Here is a 23,342-nt window from a genome sequence, read left to right as displayed (position 1 = left end):
TAAAAATTAGATTTAGCGTTCAGGATCGCGGATTAAAATTACTTGGGTTCTGCTACTTAATAGCCCGTAAAATCTCGCGTTTATGCGGAGGTCCCGGGTGTTTTTCAACGGTCAGACCTGCGGTCCGCATGTTACGTTGCACCTCGCTTTTAGAACAATACGTAGTTAATACCCCCCCAGGCAACAACAAATCAGCCAATTGCTGAAAAATCTCCGCGCTCCAGAGCTCAGGCTGCGCCGTTGGAGCAAAGGCGTCGTAATAAATCAGATGGAAACGTTCCGGCGTTCGTAAATCCTGGAGTTTTTTATCCAGCTTGGTCAGACTAAAATAAGGGCTTATGGCAACGGGCTCATTCCACACAGATTCATGCAGATTGGTCAGGTAACTCGTATTTAATAGTTCATCGTAGTTAAGCAGATAAGCCTCGTGAACCGGAAACGGATAAGCCTCGACTGCTACGTAATCAATTTGCCGCTGCCGTAGCTCGGCTTCGCGGGCGGTCAGTAACGCATTAAGCCCTGTGCCAAACCCCATCTCGAAGATACGTAGCGTCGAATCGTTGAATTTATCGAACGCGTGGAATAAGCCTAACTCGATAAACACCCGCTGCGATTCCTGCCAGGCACCATGAATGGAATGATACGTTTTATCAAGAACCTGATTGATGGCAGTGTGCGAACCATCGGCTGTTATTATCAGACGGACGTCAGCTTTCATAATTCTATCGGTTTTTGAGCTATTTTTGCCCCGTAATCAATCTATAAGGCACAATAGTTGTGCATGGGTTTGCCCTGTATTGTCCAATTGCGCATTATTCATTACACCGTATCAATCACTTATTAAACACAATGATTCAACGCGTTCAGACAATATTTTTGTTTCTTATTACAATTGCAATGGGCGTTGCGCTGGTAACCCCGCTCTGGGAAAAAACAGGAATACAATCCTCGGAAAAGGCTTATCTCACTGCGCTTCAATACACTCAGCAACAGGCTGTTGCGCAGCAGGCCGGTATCCCAGCCCAGGAAGTGCCCACAACAGCCGTAACATCAGTTTGGTATCTGGCTTTGTTGATCGCTCTGGTTGGTCTGGTAGCCCTCTACGCCGTTTTTCAGTTTCGTAACCGCCTGCTACAAACGGCCTTGTGCGCTGTAAATGCGCTAATGCTCACCGCCATTATGGGTATTATTCTATACCGAACGCTCTATGCGGGCAAAGCGTATGGCAACCCCGACGATCAGGGTTCGTTTCTGACTGGCTTCTACGCCATTATTGCTGCACTGGTTTTCAATGCTCTCGCGAATCGGTTTATACGTCGCGATGACAAGCTTGTGAAAGACTCGAATCGGTTACGTTAATACGTATCAAAAACCGTATATCCGGCAGGTTAGTCAACTTTATGATTAATCTGCCGGTTTTTTTGGGCCTGTCGTGAGCATTCATTTCTAACCCGTTTCGCCGTAACTTGAGCGAGAATTACAACCGCAACTACGATGAAAAAACATTTTTTACCCTTTCTCTGTGGTTACCTTTTTACGTTGAGTGGGCTTTCAGCTCAGCCCACTCCAGTAAGTGTAGCTGTCGATTCTACAAAGGGGAAGGCTCGCCCCATCGGCATAGGCATTGCCGATTTCACAAAAGGTATGGAACGCAACCCGGGGTTTTTGACCTATTACTGGGATGCGAAAAGGGGGAAAATCTGGCTCGAAATCAGTACGTTCGACACCGAATTTCTCTATTACCCGACCCTTGCGCAAGGTGTAGGCTCGAACGATATCGGCCTTGATCGCGGGCGTCTTGGTCAGGAGCATATTGTAAAGTTTCAACGTAGCGGTCCGAAAGTTCTGCTGATTGAGCCCAACTACGCCTACCGCGCCATTAGCAACGACCCGCTTGAACGCCGGGCAGTCGAAGAATCGTTTGCAAAATCCGTTCATGCCGGATTTGACGTAGTCGCTGAAGATAATGGCAAAGTGCTTGTTGATTTGACGCCGTTTTTGATGCAGGATGCCGTTGGAGCCGCGCAGGCCATTGCACGAACGAAACAAGGTACGTACAAATTCGATCCGGCACGTAGCGCGATGCATTTACCCCGAACGAAAGCATTTCCACAAAATACGGAGTTTGAGGCTGTCATTACGTTAACCGGCGAGAATCCAGGCGCTTTTCTGCGTGAGGTTACGCCCACTCCTACAGCGGTTACGGTTCATCAGCACCATTCGTTTGTGCAATTGCCCGACAATAATTACAAACCCCGACTTTTTGATCCACGGATTGGCTACGGAGGGATTGAGTATTTCGATTATGCTACGCCCGTTAGTCAGCCGATTATGAAACGGTATATTTCCCGGCACCGGTTGGAGAAAAAAGATCCGTCAGCAAAAGTTAGCGAAGCCGTAAAACCGATTATTTACTATGTTGATCCGGGCACGCCCGAACCAATACGTTCGGCATTGGTGGAAGGTACCGCCTGGTGGAACCAGGCGTTTGAAGCGGCTGGCTACAAAAACGCGTTTCAGGTCAAACTACTTCCGGCTGATGCCGATCCAATGGATATTCGCTACAATCTGGTCCAATGGGTACACCGCTCAACGCGGGGATGGAGCTATGGCGGTAGCATCAGTGACCCACGCACGGGCGAAATCATTAAAGGAAAAGTAACGCTCGGTTCATTACGTGTCCGGCAAGATTACCTGATTGCACAGGGTTTGGTGGGTGACTATACTGGCGCCGTAAACTCCTCTTCCGATCCAATGATGCAAATGTCAATTGAACGATTACGGCAATTGGCAGCCCATGAAGTTGGGCATACACTCGGTTTGCCGCACAATTACATTGCCAGCACACAGGGCGGTGGTGCATTTGGACGCGCTTCCGTTATGGATTACCCGACTATGGTAGCCAAAATAAAAGGAGCTAGTATTGACTTGTCTGACGCCTACGCGAAGGGAATCGGCGAGTACGACAAATGGAGCATTCGCTACGGTTATGAACAATTTCCGAGTGGTGCTAATGAAAAACAGGCGCTCGACAAAATCGTCAATGACATGCATAAAAGCGGGCTCACTTTCCTAACCGATCAGGACGCCCGGCCCGAAGGATCGGCGCATCCTGGCACGCACTTATGGGATAATGGCACGAACGCTGTCGACGAATTAAAACGAGTGTCGGAGGTTCGGAAAATCGCTCTGACCAATTTTACCGATAAAAAAATTCCAGCTGGTACGCCCATGGCTACGCTTGAGGAAGTACTCGTGCCGATGTACATGTTCCACCGATATCAAATTGAAGCCGCTGCCAAAGTCGTGGCTGGACAGACGTACACGAACGCATTACGTGGCGATGGACAGCCAGTTGTCTCAACAGTTCCTGCTCAGGAGCAAAAACGGGCGCTGAATGCTTTGCTGGCTACAATCGATCCTAATTTTCTGGCTCTTCCCCGGCCTATTCTGGCTCTGATCCCTCCCCGTCCGTTCCGGTACGATCCGAACTTTCGGGAAGTTTTCAAACGCCGTACGGGAATTACATTCGATCCACTGGCAGCACCTGAAGCAGCTGCGGGTATGACGTTACAAATGCTGTTTAATCCCGAACGCGTAAGTCGGCTCGTTATGCAATCCGCCCTTGACCCGACTCAACTTAGCCTGGAAGAAACGCTCGATCAGTTGCTGGATGCTACGTGGTATAAAGCCGACCCGACGGATAGCTATCAGGCTGAAGTGAAACGACTGACGGATAAACTATTACTTCAGAAACTAATTGATCTGGCTAATAATCAGGAAGCTACCTCACAGGCACGGGCTGTAGCAGGTTTCAAACTAAATGAGTTAAAGAGTAAACTCTCGGCAACATCTACGAATCCGAAAGTTGCCGCTCATCAGATGTTTGCGCTGGAGCAAATTCGTCGGGCCGATGATAACGTAGCGGATCTTCGCCCAACAAATTCTCAAACTCCACCCGACGGTATGCCTATCGACCCCGGTCAGGAGTGGCTTGCCCCTATCTGCGACTGGCGCTAAACAATTCGACCTGATTTTCAGTACGTTATATTCTTTCGATCTGATTCTAACCGTATTCCGGGACGCACGGTCTAATTTTGGGCCGTGCGTTTGTGTTGATAATTGTAAAATAACGTAGTATGAAGAATTTAGTAGCCGCCTTTCTTTTTCTTAGCAGCAGTTTGTCAATAGCACAACAAGTTGCGACACCGACCGATACTGCTACGTATATAAAAACAATGGCTGGCGTTTCGGAGCCCATTCCACTTAAACCAACTCCTGAACAAAATACCGAAAAAAACGAGTTAAAATATAACCTGAATCAGTCGGGCTCACACTTCTTCAAAGTTACGTTTCTAAATCAGACCTGGCTCCGATTTAATCAGAGCAACCCCGGCACAACGGTCATCAGCGAGCCGAAAGACAATACGTTCGATATTGGTTTGCGACGCACCCGGATGCAGCTTTTTGGGCAGATCAGCGATCACGTCTTTCTGTATTTCCAGTTCGGTATGAACAACTTCAACTACCTCAACGGTGGTTTTAGTCCGTCAGCCTCATCGAACCGGAAAATCCATGCATTCTTTCACGACGCTGTGGGTGAATATCTAGTCTGGAAAAACAAGGATTATCTAAAAATTGGCGGTGGATTAACCATCGTTAACGGCTTATCCCGCTTCTCGGCGCCGGGCGTCAGTAATATTATGAGCATGGACGTACCAGTTTTTGCGCAGGCTACCGTTGATCAGACGGACCAGTTTTCGCGAAAATTGACTCTTTATGCGCGTGGTCAGGTTGGCCATCTCGACTATCGGGTAGCTTTGTCTGATCCTTTTCCTGTTCAAACCAGTGGATCAGCCCTTTCAACCTATGGACAAAACTCCATTTTTTCGCTGAAAGGGCACCATAAGCAATTTCAGGGCTTTTTTATGTGGCAGTTCTTCGACAAAGAAGCACATCAAACGCCGGGCTACAATACAGGTACGTATCTGGGATCGAAGAAGATTTTTAACCTGGAAGCGGGTTTCATTACTCAGAAAAATGCGACGGTGCGTGTTGCTTCGGCTGGCGATACTACGTATCACAACATGAATCTGTGGTCGGTAGCTTCTTTTCTGGACATTCCATTAAATAAAGCTAAAGGCACAGCCGTGAATGCTTACCTAGGCTATTTTCACACCGATTACGGAACCAACTACCTGCGATTCAACGGGATTATGAACCCAGCAAGTGGTGTTGCAAGCGGGTATCCTTCGGGCACACAGGGAAATGCCGTACCAATGTTCGGCACCGGAAGTGTTATCTACGGTCAGCTTGGTTATTTATTAAAACGCGATTTATTCGGGTCTGGCAACGGTACGCTCATGCCCTATGTTCAGGCACAAGTCGCTAGCTATCAGCGTATAACACAAACATTGGGCATCTATAACCTTGGCCTAAACTATCTGATCAAAGGCCACAACGGCAAACTCACACTCGATTATCAGAATCGCCCAATCTATGAAGCTGCTGGTAACCAATACGCCCCGAGCGGCCGCCGAGGGCAACTAACATTGCAATACCAGGTGTTTATTTAAGATCATCCGACGCTATTTATTAATTGCATCCTGACAATTGTCAACTGTCATGCCGTTCATATCACGCCTGGCCGTATTTTCTGTAACTTCCGACATTTCAAGGCGAGTGCGCGTAATACTTGATTTCAGATCACCCCGTACGTAGTATTTCTTACCGGCTTCAACATCCAAATCAAAACTCGTTTCTTTCTTAAAAACCTCAATACCTCCATTCTGAGCCGTCAATGATAATTTACCAGGCTTAACTTTATACTCAATATACCGGTTGTTGCTGAGTTTACAGATTTTCGTACCATTGGCAAAAATACTGTAGTTAATTCCTGATCCGAAAAATTGACCGCCCCGGTAGATGTAGACCGTAGCGAAGTACTCGGATTTCGGGCTGCGAACAGAATCGCTTCGAAACGCGGAACTAATAAAACTCAAGCAAAGTAAGGTAATCAGAGACGCAGTTTTCATCGTTAAAAAAGTCGGTAAACCCTGGAGCAATATCGTTCAGTAATGAAAAAACGAACCAAAAGACTTAGTAACCGTAATTGAAAAAGCCTGCTCATGTAGAAATGGCAGGCTTTTTTACTTCTAGAACTCTTGTATCTCTAAAGCACATTCAGCGTGCTAAGTACGCTGTTCATGTTCCGAACCGCATCGGCCGATTTATTGAAAGCAGCCTGCTCTTCGTCGTTCAGTTTATAATCGATGATTTCTTCCCAGCCACTACGTCCCAAAACGACGGGCACACCCAAACATATATCTGACTGGCCGTACTCGCCTTCCAGTAATACGCAGGATGGAATAACCCGTTTCTGATCACGCAGAATGCTTTCAACCATATAGGCGCCCGCAGCACCGGGAGCATACCAGGCCGATGTACCAATCAGGCCCGTCAACGTAGCACCACCTACCATTGTGTCGGCAGCTACTTTTTTCAGCGTTTCTTGATCCAGAAAATTACTGACCGGAACACCCGCTTTTGTCGCCAGACGAGTCAGGGGAATCATAGTAGTGTCGCCATGACCGCCTATAACAGATGCCTGTAAATCATTCGGCGAACAATTCATTGCCAGTGACAAATATGTTTTGAATCGAGCCGAATCCAATGCACCGCCTAAGCCGATAACCCGATTTTTAGGCAACCCCGACGATTTCAGTGCCAGATACGTCATCGTATCCATTGGGTTGGAGATGATAACAAAAATCGTGTCGGGAGAGTGCTTCAGAATATTTTCCGTTACGCCTTTTACGATGCCAGCATTGATCCCGATCAGATCCTCACGGGTCATGCCGGGCTTACGCGGCAACCCCGACGTAATGACAACGACATCAGAGCCCGCTGTTTTTTCATAGTCATTTGTAGAACCGATCAGTTTAACGTCGCAATCGAGTAAAGTTGACGCCTGGAGCATATCCAGCGATTTACCTTCGCTAATTCCCTCTTTAATGTCGAGCAGAACTACTTCATGGGCAAGCTCACGGCGGGCAATGTTATCGGCACAAGTGGCTCCAACGGCTCCGGCGCCTACTACGGTAACTTTCATACGGAATTCGGAATTAAAGGGTTAACAAACGCCCGCAAAAGTAAGGCCCCAGTTCAAGACAAACCAATAGCGTTCAAATTAAAACTTCTGCCTCAGTTGCTCGTTTATAAACTATTCAGGATTTTTTTTTTGTTAGACGTTTACTATTCCTTGCTTCATCAGTCTAAAGTAGGCTGAAATGCCAAAAAATCAATGAAAAACAGTAGCCTTATATCCCGGATTTTATCCTCCATTTTTTTCAAGCGAGCCAACGCTGGTGCTGCTGGTTACGCCCGCAATTCGCAAAGACTTTTTACGTTGATCCGAGAGGCTATTCACAAAAGCGGTGGTTTATCGGGCGCAAACGTTGCCGTTTTCCGGGAGCAGTTAGGCGTCGTTACACGTCTGCTACGCGCTTACGCATCAGGACAATACCGTGCAATACCCTGGAAAACGTTGCTTCGGATTATTGCCGTGCTAGTTTACTTTGTTTCACCGATTGACATCTTACCTGATTTTCTACCTATCGTAGGTCTGACGGACGATATTGCCCTGATGCTGTGGCTATTTAGCGGGGTCAAAGATGATATTGATACGTTCCGGCAGTGGGAACAGGGTACCACAGCTTCAGGTGATTCCGGCACTTCTCCCGTAAGAACAATAAAAATCGGATGATTGTATCCGTTTCAGGTTCCCGATTCATTAAATGTTAGCCAGTCAGTAGATGGAAACCAGATTCGCTTTTATTACGTAAGTTTCCCTACGTTTTAATAGATTGTACGAGAGAGTTTTGTTAATTTTGCATACATTCAAATTCCAAGTATCATGATTTCGGCAAGCATTTTGGCATTTATGGGTTTGGGCGGTCAGGAAATGATCTTTATCTTCCTAGCACTGCTTCTTTTGTTCGGCGCTAAGAAGATTCCCGAACTCGCACGGGGACTTGGTAAAGGCATTAAAGAATTCAAAGACGCTACTAAAGACGTTCGCGAGAATATCGAAGACGGTCTGAAAGAGTCAGAGAAATAATTTTTTATTATACACAGACAATCAGGCGGCCCCAATCTGGAGCCGTCTGATTGTCTGTTTTTATTAGTTTATAGTTTTCAGAGCTATTTCTCAATATTGTGCTGGGGAATGTTTTTGCGCGAAACCTGAAACTACTGATTACAACTGATTACCTGTGACCCCTTACCGCAGCTTCTCCGCCGTTCAGGCCGATCTTAAATCGGGTTCAATTACCTGCCGCCAGTTGGTAGAGCAATACCTTACTCGCATTGAAGATCATAAATCACTCAACGTTTTTACCGAAATATATGCTGATGAAGCCCGGCAGCAAGCTGACGCTGTCGATCAGAAACTAACGGCTGGTACGGCAGGTAAACTGGCCGGAATGGTTATCGGTATCAAGGACGTATTGAGTTATAGCGGACATGGCGTACGGGCAGGAAGTCGGATTCTGGAAAATTTCACCGCGCAATTTACCGCTACTGCCGTACAACGTCTGCTAAACGAGGATGTGATTATTATTGGCCGACAAAATTGCGATGAATTCGCGATGGGCTCGTCAAATGAAAATTCGGCCTTTGGTCCGGTACGTAACGCAGTTGATCCGGATCGCGTACCGGGCGGCTCAAGCGGTGGTTCAGCCGTGGCGGTGCAAGCGGGCTTATGTCTGGCTTCGATTGGTTCCGATACAGGCGGGTCAGTACGTCAGCCGGCTGCCTTTTGCGGGGTTGTGGGCCTAAAGCCAACCTATGGGCGGATCAGTCGGTGGGGCTTGATCGCGTACGCTTCTTCCTTTGACTGCATCGGCCCGATTGCCAATACAGCCGATGACGCTGCTTTACTCCTTGAAATTATGGCGGGTGCTGATGAGTTCGACAGTACGGTGTCCAGTAATTCAGTTGATACATATACTACGGCGCACTTACCCGATCGACCACTACGTATCGCCTATCTTCGTGACGGCGTTGAGAGTGAGGGCGTTGACCAGAGCATCCGCGAAGCAACGCTAAATAGAATTCAGGCTTTGCAGAAGGCGGGGCATACGGTAGAACCGATTGATCTGACGCTTTTAAAATATCTGCTTCCGACGTACTACATTCTGACGACGGCCGAAGCGTCGTCAAATCTGTCGCGTTTCGATGGGGTACGGTACGGTTACCGAAGTATGCCGACAAATACATCAACTTCTGATCTTTTGTCGTTGTACAAAAAAAGTCGTACGGAAGGATTTGGTGCTGAAGTTCGTCGACGGATTTTACTCGGCACCTTTGCCTTGAGTGCCAGCTATTACGACGCGTATTATACCAAAGCGCAGCAAGTTCGGCGATTGATTCGCCAGGAGACGGAACGTTTGTTTGAGAAGTATGATTTTTTGCTCTCCCCTACTACGCCAACACCGGCGTTCAGACTGGGCGAGAAAACCGGCCGAAATAGTGGAGAAGATCCGCTGCAAATGTATCTGGCCGATATTTTTACGGTACAGGCCAACGTAGTGGGTTATCCAGCTATATCAATTCCCAACGGGACTGATGCCAACGGTCTGCCCATTGGTTTACAGCTGATGGCGCCCCCCTTTGCCGAAGGGAATTTAGTGGCTTTAGCGAAAAGCCTGCAAGGTGAATAATCGGGACCGCTGACGCGGTAGCTTAAATACATATAGGTAGAATGCGGATTCTTAGAAATTCAACTGCATTCACAGTATAGATTTAACCATTAAATAACGGAACGAACCTAGCCGAAGATCGCATGAAGTATCTGAACCTACGCCTTTTGAAAGCAGGCCTGTTAAGTACAGCGTTGGGTCTGACAATAATGGCTCGCGCCGAAATAAAAAGCCAGCCCGGACAGCAGCAAACGGATAATTCGAACAACAAGCAAGATTCCCTCGTCGCTGTTAACACGGTTCCCGATAGTGTCCTTCGCGAGCGTCTGGCCAAACTTCAGAAAGACGTCCCTCTTACGTACCACAAAGCTGTTCAATCCTATATTGATTATTTTACTTTTCGCAAACCGAGCATAACCAAGTTGATGCTCGAGCGCCAACCGCTTTTTTTTCCGCTCTACGAACGGATGCTGGCCGAATACGAACTGCCGGATGAGTTGAAATACCTGTCAATTGTGGAATCATCCCTAACTCCCCGTGCTGTTTCGCATTCCGGAGCCGGTGGTTTATGGCAGATTATGCCCGGTACAGGGCGCGACCTGAAATTGTATCAGGACGATTACATTGATGAGCGAATGGACCCGGTGAAAGCGACGGAAGCGGCCTGCAAATATCTGCGGGATCTGTACGCCATCTTTGGCGACTGGGAATTGACGCTGGCCGCTTACAACTGCGGACCAGGAGCTGTGAAGCGTGCCATGCGCCGGTCGGGAAAGGGCTCCTATTACACACTTTACGACAACCTGCCCAAAGAGACTCGCGGTTATGTTCCGCAATTCGTAGCGTTTACGTATTTGATGCATTATGCTAACGATCACGGCATTTTTGCTGAGAAATATGAGTACCCTATACCAATGGATACGGTTCAAATTACGGGATACTTTAATCTGGAAACCTTCGCGAAACATAGCAATATGTCGCTGACGGATCTTCAGAAGATGAATCCTGCTATTACAACAACAGTTCTACCTACACATACGAATCGTTACCCATTACGTGTGCCTCGTCAGCAATACGCTTATTTTGCCAGCAATCGGCGGGTAATTATGGATTCTGCCAGTCGGATTCCGGCTAGTATGGAGCATATTTTGCTAGCCCATGCCGAAGCTGTTCAATATGGTGATGAAGCAAAGAAAGATTGGGCGGCTTTAGGCCAGAATCCATTAGCCAAAGCACGTTTTGAAGAAACTCCTGCTCAGGAAACGGTGGCTGCTTCCGAAAAATCACCAAAGTCAATCAATCAGTCAGCCGAAGAGGAACTAGCCGACAATCCTGAAGAAGACTTAGAAGCGGTTGTTAAGCGCAGGCCCCAGAAACAGATTTATGTAGTCAGAAAAAAAGACAATCTGGGCGATATTGCTGATCGTTATAACATAGAGCTTTACGACCTGAAACGCTGGAATCACCTTCGTTCTACCACAATTCATCAGGGGCAGAAATTAGTTATCCTTAAGGAAGTTGCCGAAACGCATAACGAGCGCCTGGCTGATCAGGGTACTTCCAAATCACGTAAAAAGGCAGAAACCGTCGCTAAAACGAAAATTTACAAACCTCGTTATCACCGGGTTCAGGATGGCGACACACTTTGGAACATCGCTCAGCGTTACGATGGGCTGACCATTGATCGACTTAAAAAGCTAAACCATATCCGCAGCAACTCGCTTCGATTAGGCCAAAAGCTGATTGTCGGTTAAACCCTCATTCTTCAGAGTCGATGTTCTATTTTAAGACATGGCGCCGTAAAGCTGACTCCTGAAAACCAACGTAGTAAACCCACGATTTCAGTAGAAAAAGTCGTGGGTTTTTCGTATCTTTATCTTTACATAATTGCCTTAAAAACAGGCGTTTTAATCAGCAAATGATTGCTTATTTAGACGGAATTCTTTCCTATAAAGAACCTACGCATACTATCATTGACGTACACGGCGTAGGATACATGGTTCACATCTCGCTTCAAACGTATTCTGTGCTACCCGGTGGTGGCGAACGCATAAAATTGTTTATTCATCATCTGTTCCGGGAAGATTCACAGTCGCTCTACGGATTTGCTAACGCTGATGAGAAATCACTTTTTCTCGATCTGATCGCCGTTTCGGGAGTTGGACCAAACACAGCACTAGGTATGCTCTCAGCTATGCAGCCCGGCGATTTGCGGCTGGCTATTTTAGGAGAGAATGTGCGGGCTGTACAGGCGATTAAAGGCATTGGTGCCAAAACAGCCCAACGTATCATTCTTGAACTACGCGACAAAATGAAACGGTCGGGCGTGGTACCTAACGGACCAACGTATCGTCAGCAGGCGGCAAACCCGGTTCGTGAGGAATCGCTGGCAGCTCTGATCGCTTTAGGCTTTCCTAAACCGACTGCAGAAAAAAGTGTGGACGATGCTTTACGGGAAGAACCCAATCTTACGGTTGAAGAAGTCATTCGTCGGGCACTACGTTAGCTATCTACAAAAACGGGACTAGTAGCTTGACTGGTCCCGTTTTTGTAGATAGCTGATAATATTTAGTCGACACCGGCGGCTTTTTTGGTTTTTTCTTTTGCTACCGCTTTCAGTTCTTTAGCTTCACCTTTCAATTCTTTTTTAGCAGCCTTCTCCATTTTCCGATCGGCTTTTGCCATTCTTGTTTTAGGATCGGAAACTCCCGCAATTTCAAGTCCTTTGCCCGTTCTGGCGTTCTCTCTAAGCTCGCGAGCTTTAGCAACTTTCTTCTCGGCCTTCATTTCTTTTTTAGCGGCTTTCCCCTCTTGTACTGCTTGAGCGAAGCCGATTTGTGCTACCGTCAGCAACGAGCCGATGGAGGCAGCGATGATGAGTTTTTCATAATTATTACCTGTTTACAACATACCTCACTACGCAGTAAGGTTTTTTGATATTACGAAACGCATCACTCCCAGATTTGTTTAAAAACCTATTAGTCAGTCACATATATCTATATACTCTGTAGGTAATAGTTATTTTTGACTAAGTAATTGATTATGAGTAATTCTCTACCAAAAGCTATTTCGCGTATAGTATCAGTCAGACAAACCATTTTTTTTCTTACAAAAAAATAATCTCCGTCCTCATGATTCTCCTCAACGTAGTACTGGCAGACAGGTTACTCGGCTTGATTAACGGGGGTTTTCTTCAGATTCGTTTCCAGATACGCTGTGTATTGCTGAAATAACAACAACTGCGTTGTTGCGCTATACGCTACGCCATGCGCTCCAGGCGGATAAATACGTAGGTCGGCATCTTTACCAGCATCTTCGAGGGCGTTCATCAACTGAAACGTATTACGAACGTGGACATTCTCATCCATTGTTGAGTGCGCAATAAACATCTTGCCGGCCAGATTCTTTGCATAAGGCGACACCGCACTCGCTTTATATTTCTCTTCATTTTCGGGCAGTAGCCCCATATAGCGTTCGGTGTAAATGGTGTCGTAAAGCCGCCAGTCAGTAACGGGTGCGCCTACGAGCGAGACTTTAAACACGCCCGGATGAGTCAGCATTGTATAACTACTCATATATCCGCCGTAACTGTGTCCGCGAATGGCCATCCGACTGCCATCTACCCAAGGCTGCTTCGTCAGATACGTTGCGGCTTCTACAAAATCCTGGCTTTCGTACTTACCCAGCTTTTCGTAAACAATCTTCTCAAAATCACGACCATATCCCCCACTTCCCCGGTTGTTAACGCTCACCACTACGTATCCTGCTTGTGCCAGCCACTGATGCCAGCCCGTAGTCGCAAAATCATTATATACCGATTGAGAACCGGGCCCGCCATACACATCCATCACGACCGGATACTTTTTTGTAGCTGGGTCAAAATCAAGTGGCTTGATAATCGAAATGTCGATTTTCTGGCCGTCGGACGTAGTGAAACTAACCAGTTCTTTAGGTGCATACGTATGGCCTGCTACGTAGTCAGAAACTCGTTTATTGGTTTCCAGCGCTTTCAGAAGTTTTCCGTTCGTGTCGCGTAGCTCAACCTGCGTTGGCGTCTGCACATTCGAATACCGATCAATGAAATACTGACCATTGGGTGAGAAATTTACAGTGTGGCGACCTGGTACAGTGGTGATTCGGCGCTTGTTTTTCCCATCCAGATCGGCCACGCACAACTGACGTTCCAAAGGCGATGCTTCGGTTGACGTGAAGTAAACTTTCTTTGTTTTTGGATCAATGTGATGAACGTACGTTACTTCCCATTTGCCACTCGTAACGGCATTCAATAATTTGCCCGTATAATCGTAGCGATACAAATGCGAATACCCATCACGTTCCGAAACCCAGTAGAACTCCTGAATACCGGCCGGGAAATAAAGCAGATGGTTAATGCCTGCGAAAAAGTCAAAAACATCGATCCATGTATTGGATTTTTCCTCGAAAATTTGCCGCGCTTCCCCCGTTCTGGCATTCGTCATAAACAACCGCAAGTGATTTTGCTTCCGATTCAGATGCACAAGTGCCAGCTGACCTTCCTGCGAAGTCCAGTAGATGCGGGGAATGTAGCCATCACCCAACTCAACGTTCATCCATTGTTTTGCTACGTTCGCTACGTCAATGACGCCGATACGTACCGTCGGATTCGTATCACCCACTCGCGGATATGGCAACGAGTCATATTTCTCGTCAAGACCTTTATAATCAGTGAGTTTATACATGGGCACCTGCCGCTCATCGGATTGCCAGAAGGCGATGAACTTACTATCGGGCGACCATTCCCACGCCTTTGCCAGACCAAACTCCTCTTCGTACACCCAGCCAAAACGTCCGTTCAGAAAGGCAGGCTTAGCGTCGTTGGTAAGCTGCGTTTCTTTTTGAGTCGGAAAATCGAATACGAACAGATTACCACCGCGTTCGTAACCAATTTTCTGTCCATCAGGCGATAATTCAGCAGTTTGCGCATCTTTCGCCACGATTTTCAGACTCTTGCTGGCTACCGAATAAACGTAGTAATCCGACACGCCGGAATGTCGATAGATGTGCCGGAAGTTGGTCTGGAAAAGAATATTTTTCGAATCTTTCGACCACTGAAATGATTCGTAAGCAAACGATTTTTCCGTGCCGGGAAATTTAAATTGACTTCCGTCGAAAACGATTTCTTCTTTCTGGTCTTTCGGAGACAGCGTTTTAATTACGCTTTGCCCATCGATAAATGAGAATTTACTGCCCCCATCAATCCAGTTCACGCTACGTGGTCCCTGCGATCCATTCAACTGAGGAGTAGCTACGATCGCTTGTTGAAGCGTAGCATAACGTTGTTTGGTCTGCTGACCGTTCGATAAGTGAGCAATACATAAAGTACTGCAAATTAGCCATACGATTCGGCTTTTTCTGATCATGAAGTGTACAGGCTTTGTTGACGATCAAAATTACTAAAAATTGAGCATCTGATTCCGCACAAAAAACCTACAGACCACCGACCTTTTTTACGCAACCCATTCAGAATCCTGTCGAGATTATCTACCGTATCTAGTCGCAAAACATAACAACATAACACTCTGTTATTCAGCCAGTTAACTTGGAAAAAGAGAAGATATAACCTTCTCTTTTTTCAAGTTAAAAACTTAAAGTTTCACGGGCAATCCAGTTCGGGTGGATTCATAAATGGCCTGAAAAAGCGCTACGACTTTCCGGCCATCTTCGCCGGTTACCATGGGTGGACGATTCTCCCGAATAGCGTCCCGGAATTCGGCAATCTGTAAACCAAAATAATAGACCGTAGCGTCGATGGTTTTAAAGAACTCCGTGTCCTCAGCGACAAACTGAGCCAGTTGACTTTCTTCACCCGGTACGGTCCATAGATCATTAACTGGTGGATCTGTAATGGTTGACATACCGGCAATAAACAAAGCACCGCCGTCGGTTTGAACGCCCACTGATGCTCCATTCTCGCCATGCACATGCACCTTTCCGAAAATACCGGGCTTCTGGCTGTTGCTGACAATGATGTTTCCCAAGCCTCCATTCTTGAACTTAATGATGGCTAAAGCAGTATCATCAACTTCTATATAAGGGTGATTCAGGTTACGCCAAACGCCATAAACTTCCTCGATATCACCCATGAACCAGAGCAGCAAATCCAACTGATGCGGGGACTGATTGACCAGTACACCCCCGCCTTCTTTGTCCCACGTACCGCGCCAGGCATCGCTCTTGTAGTACGCTTCGTCGCGCCAGCCGAGCATCTGAACCGTTCCCAGAACAGGTTTTCCGATTTTGCCCGAATCAATTGCCTGCCGGATACGCATGGATGGTGCATAAAACCGACGCTGACTGATCGTACCGAGATACCGGTTGTTACGTTTGGCGGCTTCTATCATTGCATCGCAGTCTCCGAGTGAGGAAGCTAGTGGCTTTTCGATCAGTACATGCGCACCCGCATTGAGGGCGGCAATCGCTGGTTCGCGGTGGGCCGGATGTGTTGTGCAGATAAGACATAAATCCACGTTCTCGCGATCAATCATATCGTACACATCGCTATAAGCGCGAATATTATATTGATTCGCAAAGTCTTCAGCTTTTTGATACGTTCGTCCGTAAACAGCAACTAATTCGGTATCAGGTGTTTGCAAAACGGCTTTGGCATGAAGATGAGCCACTTTACCGGGGCCAATAACGGCGATACGAAGGGGATTGGACATAAGTTTAAAGGGTATTCCAACGAAATGAGTTAAATCAGAGTCTTCTACTCGAAAACCAGTAAAATTATGCAAAGTTGGTTTGTAAGGCTCATGCTAATCACGAGCTTAACCAGTTGTAACAAAGACGCGACCGTTCTGGAAGACCCCTTATATCGGAAGTGGCAGATCGTACAGATTCAGTATAAGACAGGCGAGCTGGTTACTGCATCAGAAGCAAATACGTGGGCAATTGTTACGTTCAAATCGAATGGTATGCTGCTATATGGCAACGATGGAAAATACGAAGCCTGCTGTTCACCCAACCGCTTTACCCGTAAAGGCACTACGTTAGATCTGGTTGATGTAGCCTCTATACCCCTTCCGGAACGGACGCCAAATCCGACATGTACGCTGGTCGACTGTGCTCCCTTTGATAGTTCCTGGCAGATTGAAACATTGTCTGACAAGCAATTGATTATTAAACAGACAAAGGCAGTTATTACGTATAGGCCGTACCCTTGATATAAAGCAGGGAGTTTCTTCCCGCCAAACTTTTTGACCTATGAAAAACCAGCTACTTCTGACGTCGCTTTTACTAATTCTGCTTGGGGCCTGCCACAACGACGTTGACTCACCTAGTTTATTGTACAAACGCTGGCACCTGGCCAGAACTCGTCATTTACAAGATGCGACCTGGTATACATACCATAGTGAGGTCTACTACGATGTAGAATACCGGCCGGATGGTACGCTCATTCATCGTCGGGATGGTCAGGTAGCAACTCTTTGCTGTAATGCGAGCCGGTTTAGCCAAAAGGGTTCAACAATTGACTATGACGAATTTCTATACTGCCCAAACGCATCATGCGTTTCCCGTCCCAATGCCGTAATCATTGTTTTAAGCGAGGATTCGCTTATCCTGTTGGCAAATAATCGACTAGAGCAATATGAACCGGCAAATTAATTTACGGTTTCAATACGACCTTGATCAGCCCTTTTTCTTTTGCATACAGCCGCTTAAACCAGTCGGCACCTTCGTTGAGCGGGACTTCAGCGCTAAGAATGGCTTCAACATTGATACGTCCCGACGAAATCAACGCTAGTGCAGCTTCATACTCGCCATTAATAGCGCAGGAACCCTGCAAGCGTAGCTGTCGAGTTACCACAGCTTGTAAGGGAATCTCGACGGTTGGCGCCAGATTACCTACTAACGTAACAGTAGCTCCTTTCCGAACACAATCTATTGCGGTTTTAACCGTCGGCCCAGCCCCGACAACCTCGAACGATACGTCGGCTCCGCGTCCGTGCGTGAGCGTCTGAACCTGTTTCGCTACGTCGCCACTGCGTGCATTAATCACGTTCGTTGCCCCGAGGTTTTTTGCCAGCGCCAGCCGGTCATCGTCCAGATCGATAGCGATAATTGCCCCACAACCAGCCAGTTTTAACGCCTGAATGATAAAGAGTCCGATCATGCCCGCGCCCACAACAACCGCCGACTCATTGACCTGAATGGGCGTCAGACTCAGCGCATGGAGCGCTACAGCCACAGGCTCAACCAATGCCGCCTGCGTAAACGTTACGTTCTCAGGAATGGCATACAGGATGTGCTGCGGTACCGCTACAAATTCGGCAAAGGCACCCTGTCGTTTAAAATCAGGTGTCGACACGCCCACTACTTCCCGACCATCGCTAAGATTGTACTGACCCCGTCGGCTATACCAATCATCGAGCGCGTAGACGGTTGAATCGAACGTAACACGATCGCCAACCGACCAGTTTTTCACCTCGGCACCAACTTCTGCAATAATCCCGCTGGCTTCGTGTCCCATCACTATTGGTGGAATACGTCGGCCGCTACTGCCATCCATGCCATGAACGTCGGAGCCACAAATACCGACGGCCTGAACACGTACCAGCACCTCATCCGGGCGGATAGTGGGCTTTGGTAAATCCTGTAAATCGAAATGATTGTATTCGGTAAGAACGAGCGCTTTCATGAGTCATACAGGCAAAAACTGCCCTTAGTTGTCAATATCAAAAGTGGATTTTCATCCGCTCTACTGTTTCTGATAAATCCTGATAAATGTTTCAACCGGCACCTGTTCGTAATTGCCCTGGTGCAAGTTCGGATTAACTTCATACGTAACGACCTCATCCATTGAATCGGGTAGCTCGCCGAACAGTTTAGTAGCGGCCGTAGCCGTATATTTCTTTTTAACCCAAACTAAGCGCTGTTCGGGTTCTTTTCCCCAAATCGGATTATCGCCCAGCACGAGTTGAATTTTTGCCCAGTCGTTAAAAAAATACTCCTGTAAGAGTGGAATAATTCGGTCGCGGAACGTGGCACACAGATCGGCGTAGGTTTCAACGCAGGTTAAGTAGGCATGTCCAATCTGATGATCACGATCGAGCAAGTATTCGATACGTTCATTCATCGTTCGCAGCAATTGCGCCAGATCAACTCCATCGACAGTTCCCAGAACCGACGGATCAGGCAGCATTTCGCGGAACAAAAAACGACGACGTAACGCAATATCCAGAAGAGCTATCGAACGGTCGGTTGTGTTCATGGTACCAATCACGAATAAGTTGACAGGTACACCAAACCGCTCCCGCGAATACGGCAATGTTACCCAGAGTTCGTGTTCAGCACCGAGTCGTTTATCAGCTTCGAGCAACGTAATCAAATCACCAAATACATTTGCTACGTTCGCCCGGTTTACTTCATCAATAAGCAGATAATGCGCGGGTGCTTTTCGCAATTTCTGACGCCGATTTTCGGGTGAATCGATCAGGCAATCGGCTATGCTACCATAGCCTGCCTGATTAATGGCCGACAGACAAGCCTTGTGAAAAATTCCTTTCTGAACTCGATAACTAATCTGTCCGTTAATCACCTCCGGCCGGATGCCTTCAACAAATTCTTCATAACTGTACGACGGATGAAACGTAATCAAGTTGGAATTTTCATTCCGCAGATAAGGTTGTAACGCGTAGGTTTTACCCGTTCCTGGCGGCCCAAACAGGATCAGATTATGCGGTTGATTTGGTAGCTCTGTATCGGTCTGATAAGCCGCTTCGGGTTCTTCAACATCGTAGCCGTTCAGCGCGCGTTCGGCCAGGGTTGGGTCGTCGGCCAGCCGGATCAGATCGCTCAGAAAAGCATCATCTTCGGCAGCCTGATAAACGTCTGTATTGTGACGCGCTGAATGCGGACCTCGCTTATTGCTTTCAACCAGTTCGAGCAGGCAGTCTTCCCAGCACGTTCGCAACGTAGTGTTGTAAAGCAAATGAACGTTAGCCTGACCAATAATGATTGTCAGATAGTCCGACTTCTCAGTCAGCGGTTCAAATACGAACTCTTCAATACTTTTGAGCCGCTCAGAGCAGTTTTTTTTGACCGTTAAATGATACTCGACTTCGCCCCGACGTGGCTTTTGAATACGTAATGCCTGAAAAAAATTAATATTTGCCGTAATCGATGCTTTGTCCTGCCGCACCACAAACGCCAGCCGGGCGTCGCCGTTCGGTAGGTTGATTATATCAATAAGATCTTTCAGCAACCCAAAGAAACGCCGAACCGCTTCGGCATGACCGATGTCTCGAATACGTTCAATAAGGGCTTGTTGCTGGGTATCGGCAATCACAGAAGAAGAAATTATCGTCTACGAAGTTACGATTTTTTCCAGTTTTGAGACGTACTATTTACTTCTAACCTTGAGGACAAATAACTTCCGATGCTCACTACGTCGGCAAATACACCTGAAGCTACTCGTGAACAATGACTTCTTCGTTATTTAATTCGATAAAGCTATAACGCCCAAACAATTCATCGATTGCTGGAATTGCTCGCCTAAATAAGTCTAGTAAAGGGCGATTTTTAATATTTCCGGTTGTTACTAAAAGTAGCTTAGGAGGTTGTTTAAAAAGTAAGTAGCTGTCCTGAAAGTCAGAGTCTTTTGTAATAACAATACGGTTCTCAAGAGCTGCAAGTTGCCTGATTACGGTATCGCTTGTTTCGTCTTTTTCAGGCAGGTCATCAGTATGAATGATATCAAACCCCTTATTACGTAATATCTCGGCTAACAGATAAGGCAGTTGAGCATCAATAAAATACTTCATGCTAACACCTTATGAATGCTTTTGACGCTTGCTAATCGACTTGCATAGGCCAGACAAGCGCGTATGTCTTCCTCTTCTAAAGCAGGGTAATCGTCTAAAATTTCCTGATGCGTCATACCAGCAGCCAGCAGGTCAAGAATTAGCTCAACCGGGTAACGCTTATTACGTATCGTTGGCTTGCCATGACAGATGTCTGGATTCAGTGTAATTCGCTGCAGAAGTGTATTTTCCATACCGTCCATTTTCTCTATAACGCAATTTACGCCAAATAACTTCCGATGCTCACTACATCGGCAAATACGCCAGAAGCTGTCACTTCTGCACCTGCGCCTGGCCCTTTCACCACAAGCGGTCGCTCTTTGTAACGTTCGGTCGTAAATGAAACGATATTGTCGGCGCCGGTTAGCTGATAGAACGGGTGGTCTATCCCTACAGGACGCAATTCAATGGTAGCTTTATTGTTTTCAAAACTGGCTACAAATCGCAGTTTTTCACCCTTGTTTTCTGCTTCGCTGAGTAAGTTCTCAAAGTAAGCATTGTTACGTTCCAGTTCCTCAAAAAAGGCCGGAATCGTTGGGGCATCCAGGCACGACTGTGGTAGTAAGTTCGTAATCGTTACGTCTTCCGGCTCCAGCGAAAAACCCGCTTCGCGCGCCAGAATCAGAATTTTACGTGCTACGTCCAGACCACTCAGATCGTCGCGCGGATCAGGTTCCGTATACCCTTTTTCTTTGGCTTCACGCACTACGTCGGCAAAAGATTTACCGGGCCGGAACGTATTGAAAATGAACGACAACGTACCGGATAAAATCGCTTCAATTTTCAGAAAACGATCCCCCGCCGTCATCAAGCCCTGTACTGTGTTGATGATTGGCAAGCCAGCGCCAACGTTCGTTTCATAGAGGAACTTGACGCCCCGATTCAATGCAGTACGTTGCAGGCGTCGATACTCGCTGTACGGTCCGGAGTTAGCTACTTTATTCGGCGTAACAACCGAAATGTTAGCATCGAGCAGCGACTCGTAAAACTGAACGATGTCTTTGTCCGATGTGCAGTCGATGAATACCGAGTTCGGCAGGTTATAATCTTTTATTTTTTCAACAAAAGCAGGTAGCGAAGTCGTTACGCCCTCGGCCAGCAGCCGTTCACGCCAGTCGTCCAACGAAATACCCTGTGGATCGAGCAGCATCTTTTTGGTATTGGTCATGCCCACCACGCAAACTTTCAGCAGCTTCTCCGAACGCAGAAATTCCGCCTGGTCGAAAATTTGCTTCAGTAGGGTTTTACCAATCAGCCCCGTCCCTACCAGATACAGATTCAGAACACGCGCTTCGGACTGGAAGAAGATGTTATGCAGCGCATTGAGGGCTTTCGACAGGTTGTTTTTGTTGATCACCACCGAAATGTTGATTTCCGACGACCCCTGTGCCACCGCTACAATATTGACCCCGTTTTTGCCTAAAACCGAGAATAGTTTTCCGGCAATACCCGAGCTTTTTTTCATGCCCTCTCCTACCGTCGCAATCACTGACAAATCGCGTTCGATGGCGATGTTATCGATATGACCGTGTTCAATTTCGGTAGCAAATTCAGCGTCCAGAATGGCTTTTACGTTCTCGGCTCCGCGCGGATCGATGGCAAAACAGATTGAGTGTTCTGACGAGGCCTGCGAAATGAGAATGACACTGATTTTATGAGCTGCCAGCACGCCGAACAACTTGGCCGATACGCCTGCTACGCCAATCATTCCCGATCCCTGTACGTTCACCAGAGCGATGTCATCAATACTTGAAATACCCGTAATGGTATATTGCCGACGATCGGCGGTACGGCTCACAACCGTACCGGTGTGCGTTGGGTTAAACGTATTGAGTACACGAATGGGAATATTTCGGGCAAAGGCAGGCTGTAGACTGGGCGGATAAATCACTTTAGCGCCAAAGTGGCTGAGTTCCATAGCCTCGGCATACGTAATGGTCGGAATATTGAAGGCGTTGGGCACCTTGCGCGGATCAGCCGTCATCATGCCGTTTACATCCGTCCAGATATCAATGATTTCAGCGTTTAAAGCGGCTCCGATAATACTTGCTGTATAATCCGATCCACCCCGGCCGAGCGTAGTGGTTTCGTTTTTCTCAGTCGATCCAATAAAGCCGGTGATCATTTGCAGATCTGTCGTTTTGGCGAAATACTCCTGAATTAGTTGATTCGTCAGGGTGTAATTCACTTCGGCATGGCCAAACTGCGCATCAGTTTTGATCAGTTTACGCGCATCGCAGTATTGCGCCGGTATACCCCGGCTTTTTACGCATTCGGTAATGACAGTTGTAGATAAGCGCTCGCCAAAGCTGGTGATCAGATCGAGCGTACGTGGCGTTAGTTCGCGGATCAGCGATACGCCCCGTAACAGATCTTCCAGTTCGTTGATTATCCCCCGAACATTGGCAAATATTTTGCTCTGCTCCTTTACAGGTATCAACGCTTTTACTACGTTGAAATGCCGATCTTCGATGCGCCGGACAAGCTCCATATAATCGGTTTCGCCCGATGTAGCCATCCGGCCTATTTCAATAAGCTGGTTCGTTACGCCACCCATCGCCGAAAAGACAATGGCTATCTGATCACCGTTCTGGCGGTGGTTTTCGATGATTTGAATAACTCCTTTGATGCTCTCGACCGAGCCAACCGACGTACCGCCAAATTTGAGAACCTGCATTGATAATAAGCGAATGTGTGAATTTCGAATGAGTGGCTAATCAAGTTTATTCACTCATTCCGGAATCTATTAAGGTCGATGAAGAATAGAGAACCGCAAAGATAAGCGAAAGCTGGCACCTGT

At 47.1% G+C, this 23,342-nt stretch carries 21 protein-coding genes; 10 read left to right on the top strand and 11 right to left on the bottom strand.

The features are described 5' to 3' along the window. Window positions 1–52: 52 nt before the first annotated feature. Window positions 53–718, bottom strand: coding sequence for a tRNA (5-methylaminomethyl-2-thiouridine)(34)-methyltransferase MnmD (gene mnmD, locus ACOJS8_RS08370; RefSeq protein WP_420148088.1), 666 nt, complete (start codon window positions 716–718; stop codon window positions 53–55). A gap of 131 nt (window positions 719–849) precedes the next feature. Between mnmD and ACOJS8_RS08365 the strand changes: the two genes are divergently transcribed. The 3 genes from ACOJS8_RS08365 to ACOJS8_RS08355 all read left to right on the top strand — a co-directional run bounded on the left by ACOJS8_RS08365 (window position 850) and on the right by ACOJS8_RS08355 (window position 5,576). Continuing rightward, window positions 850–1,359 (top strand): DUF4293 domain-containing protein, encoded by a 510-nt coding sequence (locus ACOJS8_RS08365; RefSeq protein ID WP_420148087.1) that lies wholly within the window; start codon window positions 850–852, stop codon window positions 1,357–1,359. 135 nt (window positions 1,360–1,494) lie between these two features. Beyond that, complete coding sequence (locus tag ACOJS8_RS08360) at window positions 1,495–4,020, top strand: zinc-dependent metalloprotease (RefSeq protein WP_420148086.1); 2,526 nt, start codon at window positions 1,495–1,497, stop codon at window positions 4,018–4,020. 119 nt (window positions 4,021–4,139) lie between these two features. Beyond that, window positions 4,140–5,576: a hypothetical protein gene (locus ACOJS8_RS08355; RefSeq protein WP_420148085.1), complete on the top strand. Its 1,437-nt coding sequence runs from the start codon at window positions 4,140–4,142 to the stop codon at window positions 5,574–5,576. Window positions 5,577–5,588: 12 nt separating this feature from the next. Here the strand turns inward: ACOJS8_RS08355 and ACOJS8_RS08350 are convergent, their stop codons facing one another. Then, a complete protein-coding gene (locus ACOJS8_RS08350; RefSeq protein ID WP_420148084.1) occupies window positions 5,589–6,035 on the bottom strand; it encodes a DUF2846 domain-containing protein in 447 nt (148 codons plus the stop codon). A 137-nt stretch (window positions 6,036–6,172) separates the two neighbouring features. Beyond that, the gene (gene mdh / locus ACOJS8_RS08345; protein WP_420148083.1) at window positions 6,173–7,111 is read right to left on the bottom strand and encodes a malate dehydrogenase; all 939 of its coding nucleotides are present in this window, start codon (window positions 7,109–7,111) and stop codon (window positions 6,173–6,175) included. A 192-nt stretch (window positions 7,112–7,303) separates the two neighbouring features. On the opposite strand from mdh, the gene ACOJS8_RS08340 reads away from it, so the two are divergent. The 5 genes from ACOJS8_RS08340 to ruvA all read left to right on the top strand — a co-directional run bounded on the left by ACOJS8_RS08340 (window position 7,304) and on the right by ruvA (window position 12,207). Beyond that, window positions 7,304–7,765, top strand: a complete 462-nt coding sequence (locus ACOJS8_RS08340; RefSeq protein WP_420148082.1) for a YkvA family protein — start codon at window positions 7,304–7,306, stop codon at window positions 7,763–7,765. A 150-nt stretch (window positions 7,766–7,915) separates the two neighbouring features. Then, the gene (locus ACOJS8_RS08335; protein WP_420148081.1) at window positions 7,916–8,119 is read left to right on the top strand and encodes a Sec-independent protein translocase subunit TatA/TatB; all 204 of its coding nucleotides are present in this window, start codon (window positions 7,916–7,918) and stop codon (window positions 8,117–8,119) included. 154 nt (window positions 8,120–8,273) lie between these two features. Next, the gene (gene gatA / locus ACOJS8_RS08330) at window positions 8,274–9,722 is read left to right on the top strand and encodes an Asp-tRNA(Asn)/Glu-tRNA(Gln) amidotransferase subunit GatA (RefSeq protein ID WP_420148080.1); all 1,449 of its coding nucleotides are present in this window, start codon (window positions 8,274–8,276) and stop codon (window positions 9,720–9,722) included. 122 nt (window positions 9,723–9,844) lie between these two features. After that, window positions 9,845–11,455 carry a LysM peptidoglycan-binding domain-containing protein gene (locus ACOJS8_RS08325; RefSeq protein WP_420148079.1) on the top strand — a complete coding sequence of 537 codons (1,611 nt, stop codon included), beginning with the start codon at window positions 9,845–9,847 and terminating at the stop codon, window positions 11,453–11,455. 164 nt (window positions 11,456–11,619) lie between these two features. Continuing rightward, complete coding sequence (gene ruvA / locus ACOJS8_RS08320) at window positions 11,620–12,207, top strand: Holliday junction branch migration protein RuvA (protein WP_420148078.1); 588 nt, start codon at window positions 11,620–11,622, stop codon at window positions 12,205–12,207. Between the two features lie 62 nt (window positions 12,208–12,269). Here ruvA and ACOJS8_RS08315 read toward each other — a convergent pair whose 3' ends face one another. The 3 genes from ACOJS8_RS08315 to ACOJS8_RS08305 form a co-directional block, all read right to left on the bottom strand. Next, the gene (locus tag ACOJS8_RS08315) at window positions 12,270–12,554 is read right to left on the bottom strand and encodes a hypothetical protein (protein WP_420148077.1); all 285 of its coding nucleotides are present in this window, start codon (window positions 12,552–12,554) and stop codon (window positions 12,270–12,272) included. A 311-nt stretch (window positions 12,555–12,865) separates the two neighbouring features. Then, window positions 12,866–15,100 (bottom strand): S9 family peptidase, encoded by a 2,235-nt coding sequence (locus ACOJS8_RS08310; protein ID WP_420148076.1) that lies wholly within the window; start codon window positions 15,098–15,100, stop codon window positions 12,866–12,868. Window positions 15,101–15,325: 225 nt separating this feature from the next. Beyond that, a complete protein-coding gene (locus ACOJS8_RS08305) occupies window positions 15,326–16,402 on the bottom strand; it encodes a Gfo/Idh/MocA family protein (protein WP_420148075.1) in 1,077 nt (358 codons plus the stop codon). A 66-nt stretch (window positions 16,403–16,468) separates the two neighbouring features. Here ACOJS8_RS08305 and ACOJS8_RS08300 point away from each other — a divergent pair, with 66 nt between their 5' ends. Then, a complete protein-coding gene (locus ACOJS8_RS08300; protein ID WP_420148074.1) occupies window positions 16,469–16,903 on the top strand; it encodes a hypothetical protein in 435 nt (144 codons plus the stop codon). A 40-nt stretch (window positions 16,904–16,943) separates the two neighbouring features. Continuing rightward, a complete protein-coding gene (locus ACOJS8_RS08295; protein ID WP_420148073.1) occupies window positions 16,944–17,345 on the top strand; it encodes a hypothetical protein in 402 nt (133 codons plus the stop codon). Between the two features lies 1 nt (window position 17,346). Here the strand turns inward: ACOJS8_RS08295 and ACOJS8_RS08290 are convergent, their stop codons facing one another. From ACOJS8_RS08290 to thrA, 5 genes are all read right to left on the bottom strand, one after another. Continuing rightward, the gene (locus ACOJS8_RS08290) at window positions 17,347–18,378 is read right to left on the bottom strand and encodes a galactitol-1-phosphate 5-dehydrogenase (RefSeq protein ID WP_420148072.1); all 1,032 of its coding nucleotides are present in this window, start codon (window positions 18,376–18,378) and stop codon (window positions 17,347–17,349) included. A 60-nt stretch (window positions 18,379–18,438) separates the two neighbouring features. After that, on the bottom strand, window positions 18,439–20,028 hold the full coding sequence (locus tag ACOJS8_RS08285; RefSeq protein ID WP_420148071.1) for an McrB family protein: 1,590 nt from the start codon (window positions 20,026–20,028) through the stop codon (window positions 18,439–18,441). Between the two features lie 121 nt (window positions 20,029–20,149). Then, the gene (locus tag ACOJS8_RS08280) at window positions 20,150–20,503 is read right to left on the bottom strand and encodes a DUF5615 family PIN-like protein (RefSeq protein ID WP_420148070.1); all 354 of its coding nucleotides are present in this window, start codon (window positions 20,501–20,503) and stop codon (window positions 20,150–20,152) included. Then, window positions 20,500–20,736 carry a DUF433 domain-containing protein gene (locus tag ACOJS8_RS08275; RefSeq protein WP_420148069.1) on the bottom strand — a complete coding sequence of 79 codons (237 nt, stop codon included), beginning with the start codon at window positions 20,734–20,736 and terminating at the stop codon, window positions 20,500–20,502. Before ACOJS8_RS08275 ends, ACOJS8_RS08280 begins: the two co-directional genes overlap by 4 nt. A gap of 26 nt (window positions 20,737–20,762) precedes the next feature. Next, window positions 20,763–23,219 carry a bifunctional aspartate kinase/homoserine dehydrogenase I gene (thrA, locus tag ACOJS8_RS08270; RefSeq protein ID WP_420148068.1) on the bottom strand — a complete coding sequence of 819 codons (2,457 nt, stop codon included), beginning with the start codon at window positions 23,217–23,219 and terminating at the stop codon, window positions 20,763–20,765. Between the last annotated feature and the right edge of the window lie 123 nt (window positions 23,220–23,342).

Source organism: Spirosoma sp., assembly GCF_048594605.1.
Taxonomy (GTDB): domain Bacteria; phylum Bacteroidota; class Bacteroidia; order Cytophagales; family Spirosomataceae; genus Spirosoma.
Note: the sequence above shows the minus strand (reverse complement) of the source record. Positions and strands in the feature narration are given on the sequence as shown.

Bases quoted from the DNA above. Each gene is read 5' to 3' on its own strand.
- ACOJS8_RS08350 (WP_420148084.1), bottom strand. From the start codon at position 6,035: ATGAAAACTGCGTCTCTGATTACCTTACTTTGCTTGAGTTTTATTAGT.
- ACOJS8_RS08365 (WP_420148087.1), top strand. From the start codon at position 850: ATGATTCAACGCGTTCAGACAATATTTTTGTTTCTTATTACAATTGCA.
- ACOJS8_RS08295 (WP_420148073.1), top strand. From the start codon at position 16,944: ATGAAAAACCAGCTACTTCTGACGTCGCTTTTACTAATTCTGCTTGGG.
- ACOJS8_RS08335 (WP_420148081.1), top strand. From the start codon at position 7,916: ATGATTTCGGCAAGCATTTTGGCATTTATGGGTTTGGGCGGTCAGGAA.
- mnmD (WP_420148088.1), bottom strand. From the start codon at position 718: ATGAAAGCTGACGTCCGTCTGATAATAACAGCCGATGGTTCGCACACT.
- ACOJS8_RS08305 (WP_420148075.1), bottom strand. From the start codon at position 16,402: ATGTCCAATCCCCTTCGTATCGCCGTTATTGGCCCCGGTAAAGTGGCT.
- ruvA (WP_420148078.1), top strand. From the start codon at position 11,620: ATGATTGCTTATTTAGACGGAATTCTTTCCTATAAAGAACCTACGCAT.
- ACOJS8_RS08355 (WP_420148085.1), top strand. From the start codon at position 4,140: ATGAAGAATTTAGTAGCCGCCTTTCTTTTTCTTAGCAGCAGTTTGTCA.
- ACOJS8_RS08275 (WP_420148069.1), bottom strand. From the start codon at position 20,736: ATGGAAAATACACTTCTGCAGCGAATTACACTGAATCCAGACATCTGT.
- ACOJS8_RS08290 (WP_420148072.1), bottom strand. From the start codon at position 18,378: ATGAAAGCGCTCGTTCTTACCGAATACAATCATTTCGATTTACAGGAT.
- ACOJS8_RS08280 (WP_420148070.1), bottom strand. From the start codon at position 20,503: ATGAAGTATTTTATTGATGCTCAACTGCCTTATCTGTTAGCCGAGATA.
- ACOJS8_RS08340 (WP_420148082.1), top strand. From the start codon at position 7,304: ATGAAAAACAGTAGCCTTATATCCCGGATTTTATCCTCCATTTTTTTC.
- ACOJS8_RS08360 (WP_420148086.1), top strand. From the start codon at position 1,495: ATGAAAAAACATTTTTTACCCTTTCTCTGTGGTTACCTTTTTACGTTG.
- mdh (WP_420148083.1), bottom strand. From the start codon at position 7,111: ATGAAAGTTACCGTAGTAGGCGCCGGAGCCGTTGGAGCCACTTGTGCC.
- ACOJS8_RS08300 (WP_420148074.1), top strand. From the start codon at position 16,469: ATGCAAAGTTGGTTTGTAAGGCTCATGCTAATCACGAGCTTAACCAGT.
- ACOJS8_RS08325 (WP_420148079.1), top strand. From the start codon at position 9,845: ATGAAGTATCTGAACCTACGCCTTTTGAAAGCAGGCCTGTTAAGTACA.
- thrA (WP_420148068.1), bottom strand. From the start codon at position 23,219: ATGCAGGTTCTCAAATTTGGCGGTACGTCGGTTGGCTCGGTCGAGAGC.
- ACOJS8_RS08310 (WP_420148076.1), bottom strand. From the start codon at position 15,100: ATGATCAGAAAAAGCCGAATCGTATGGCTAATTTGCAGTACTTTATGT.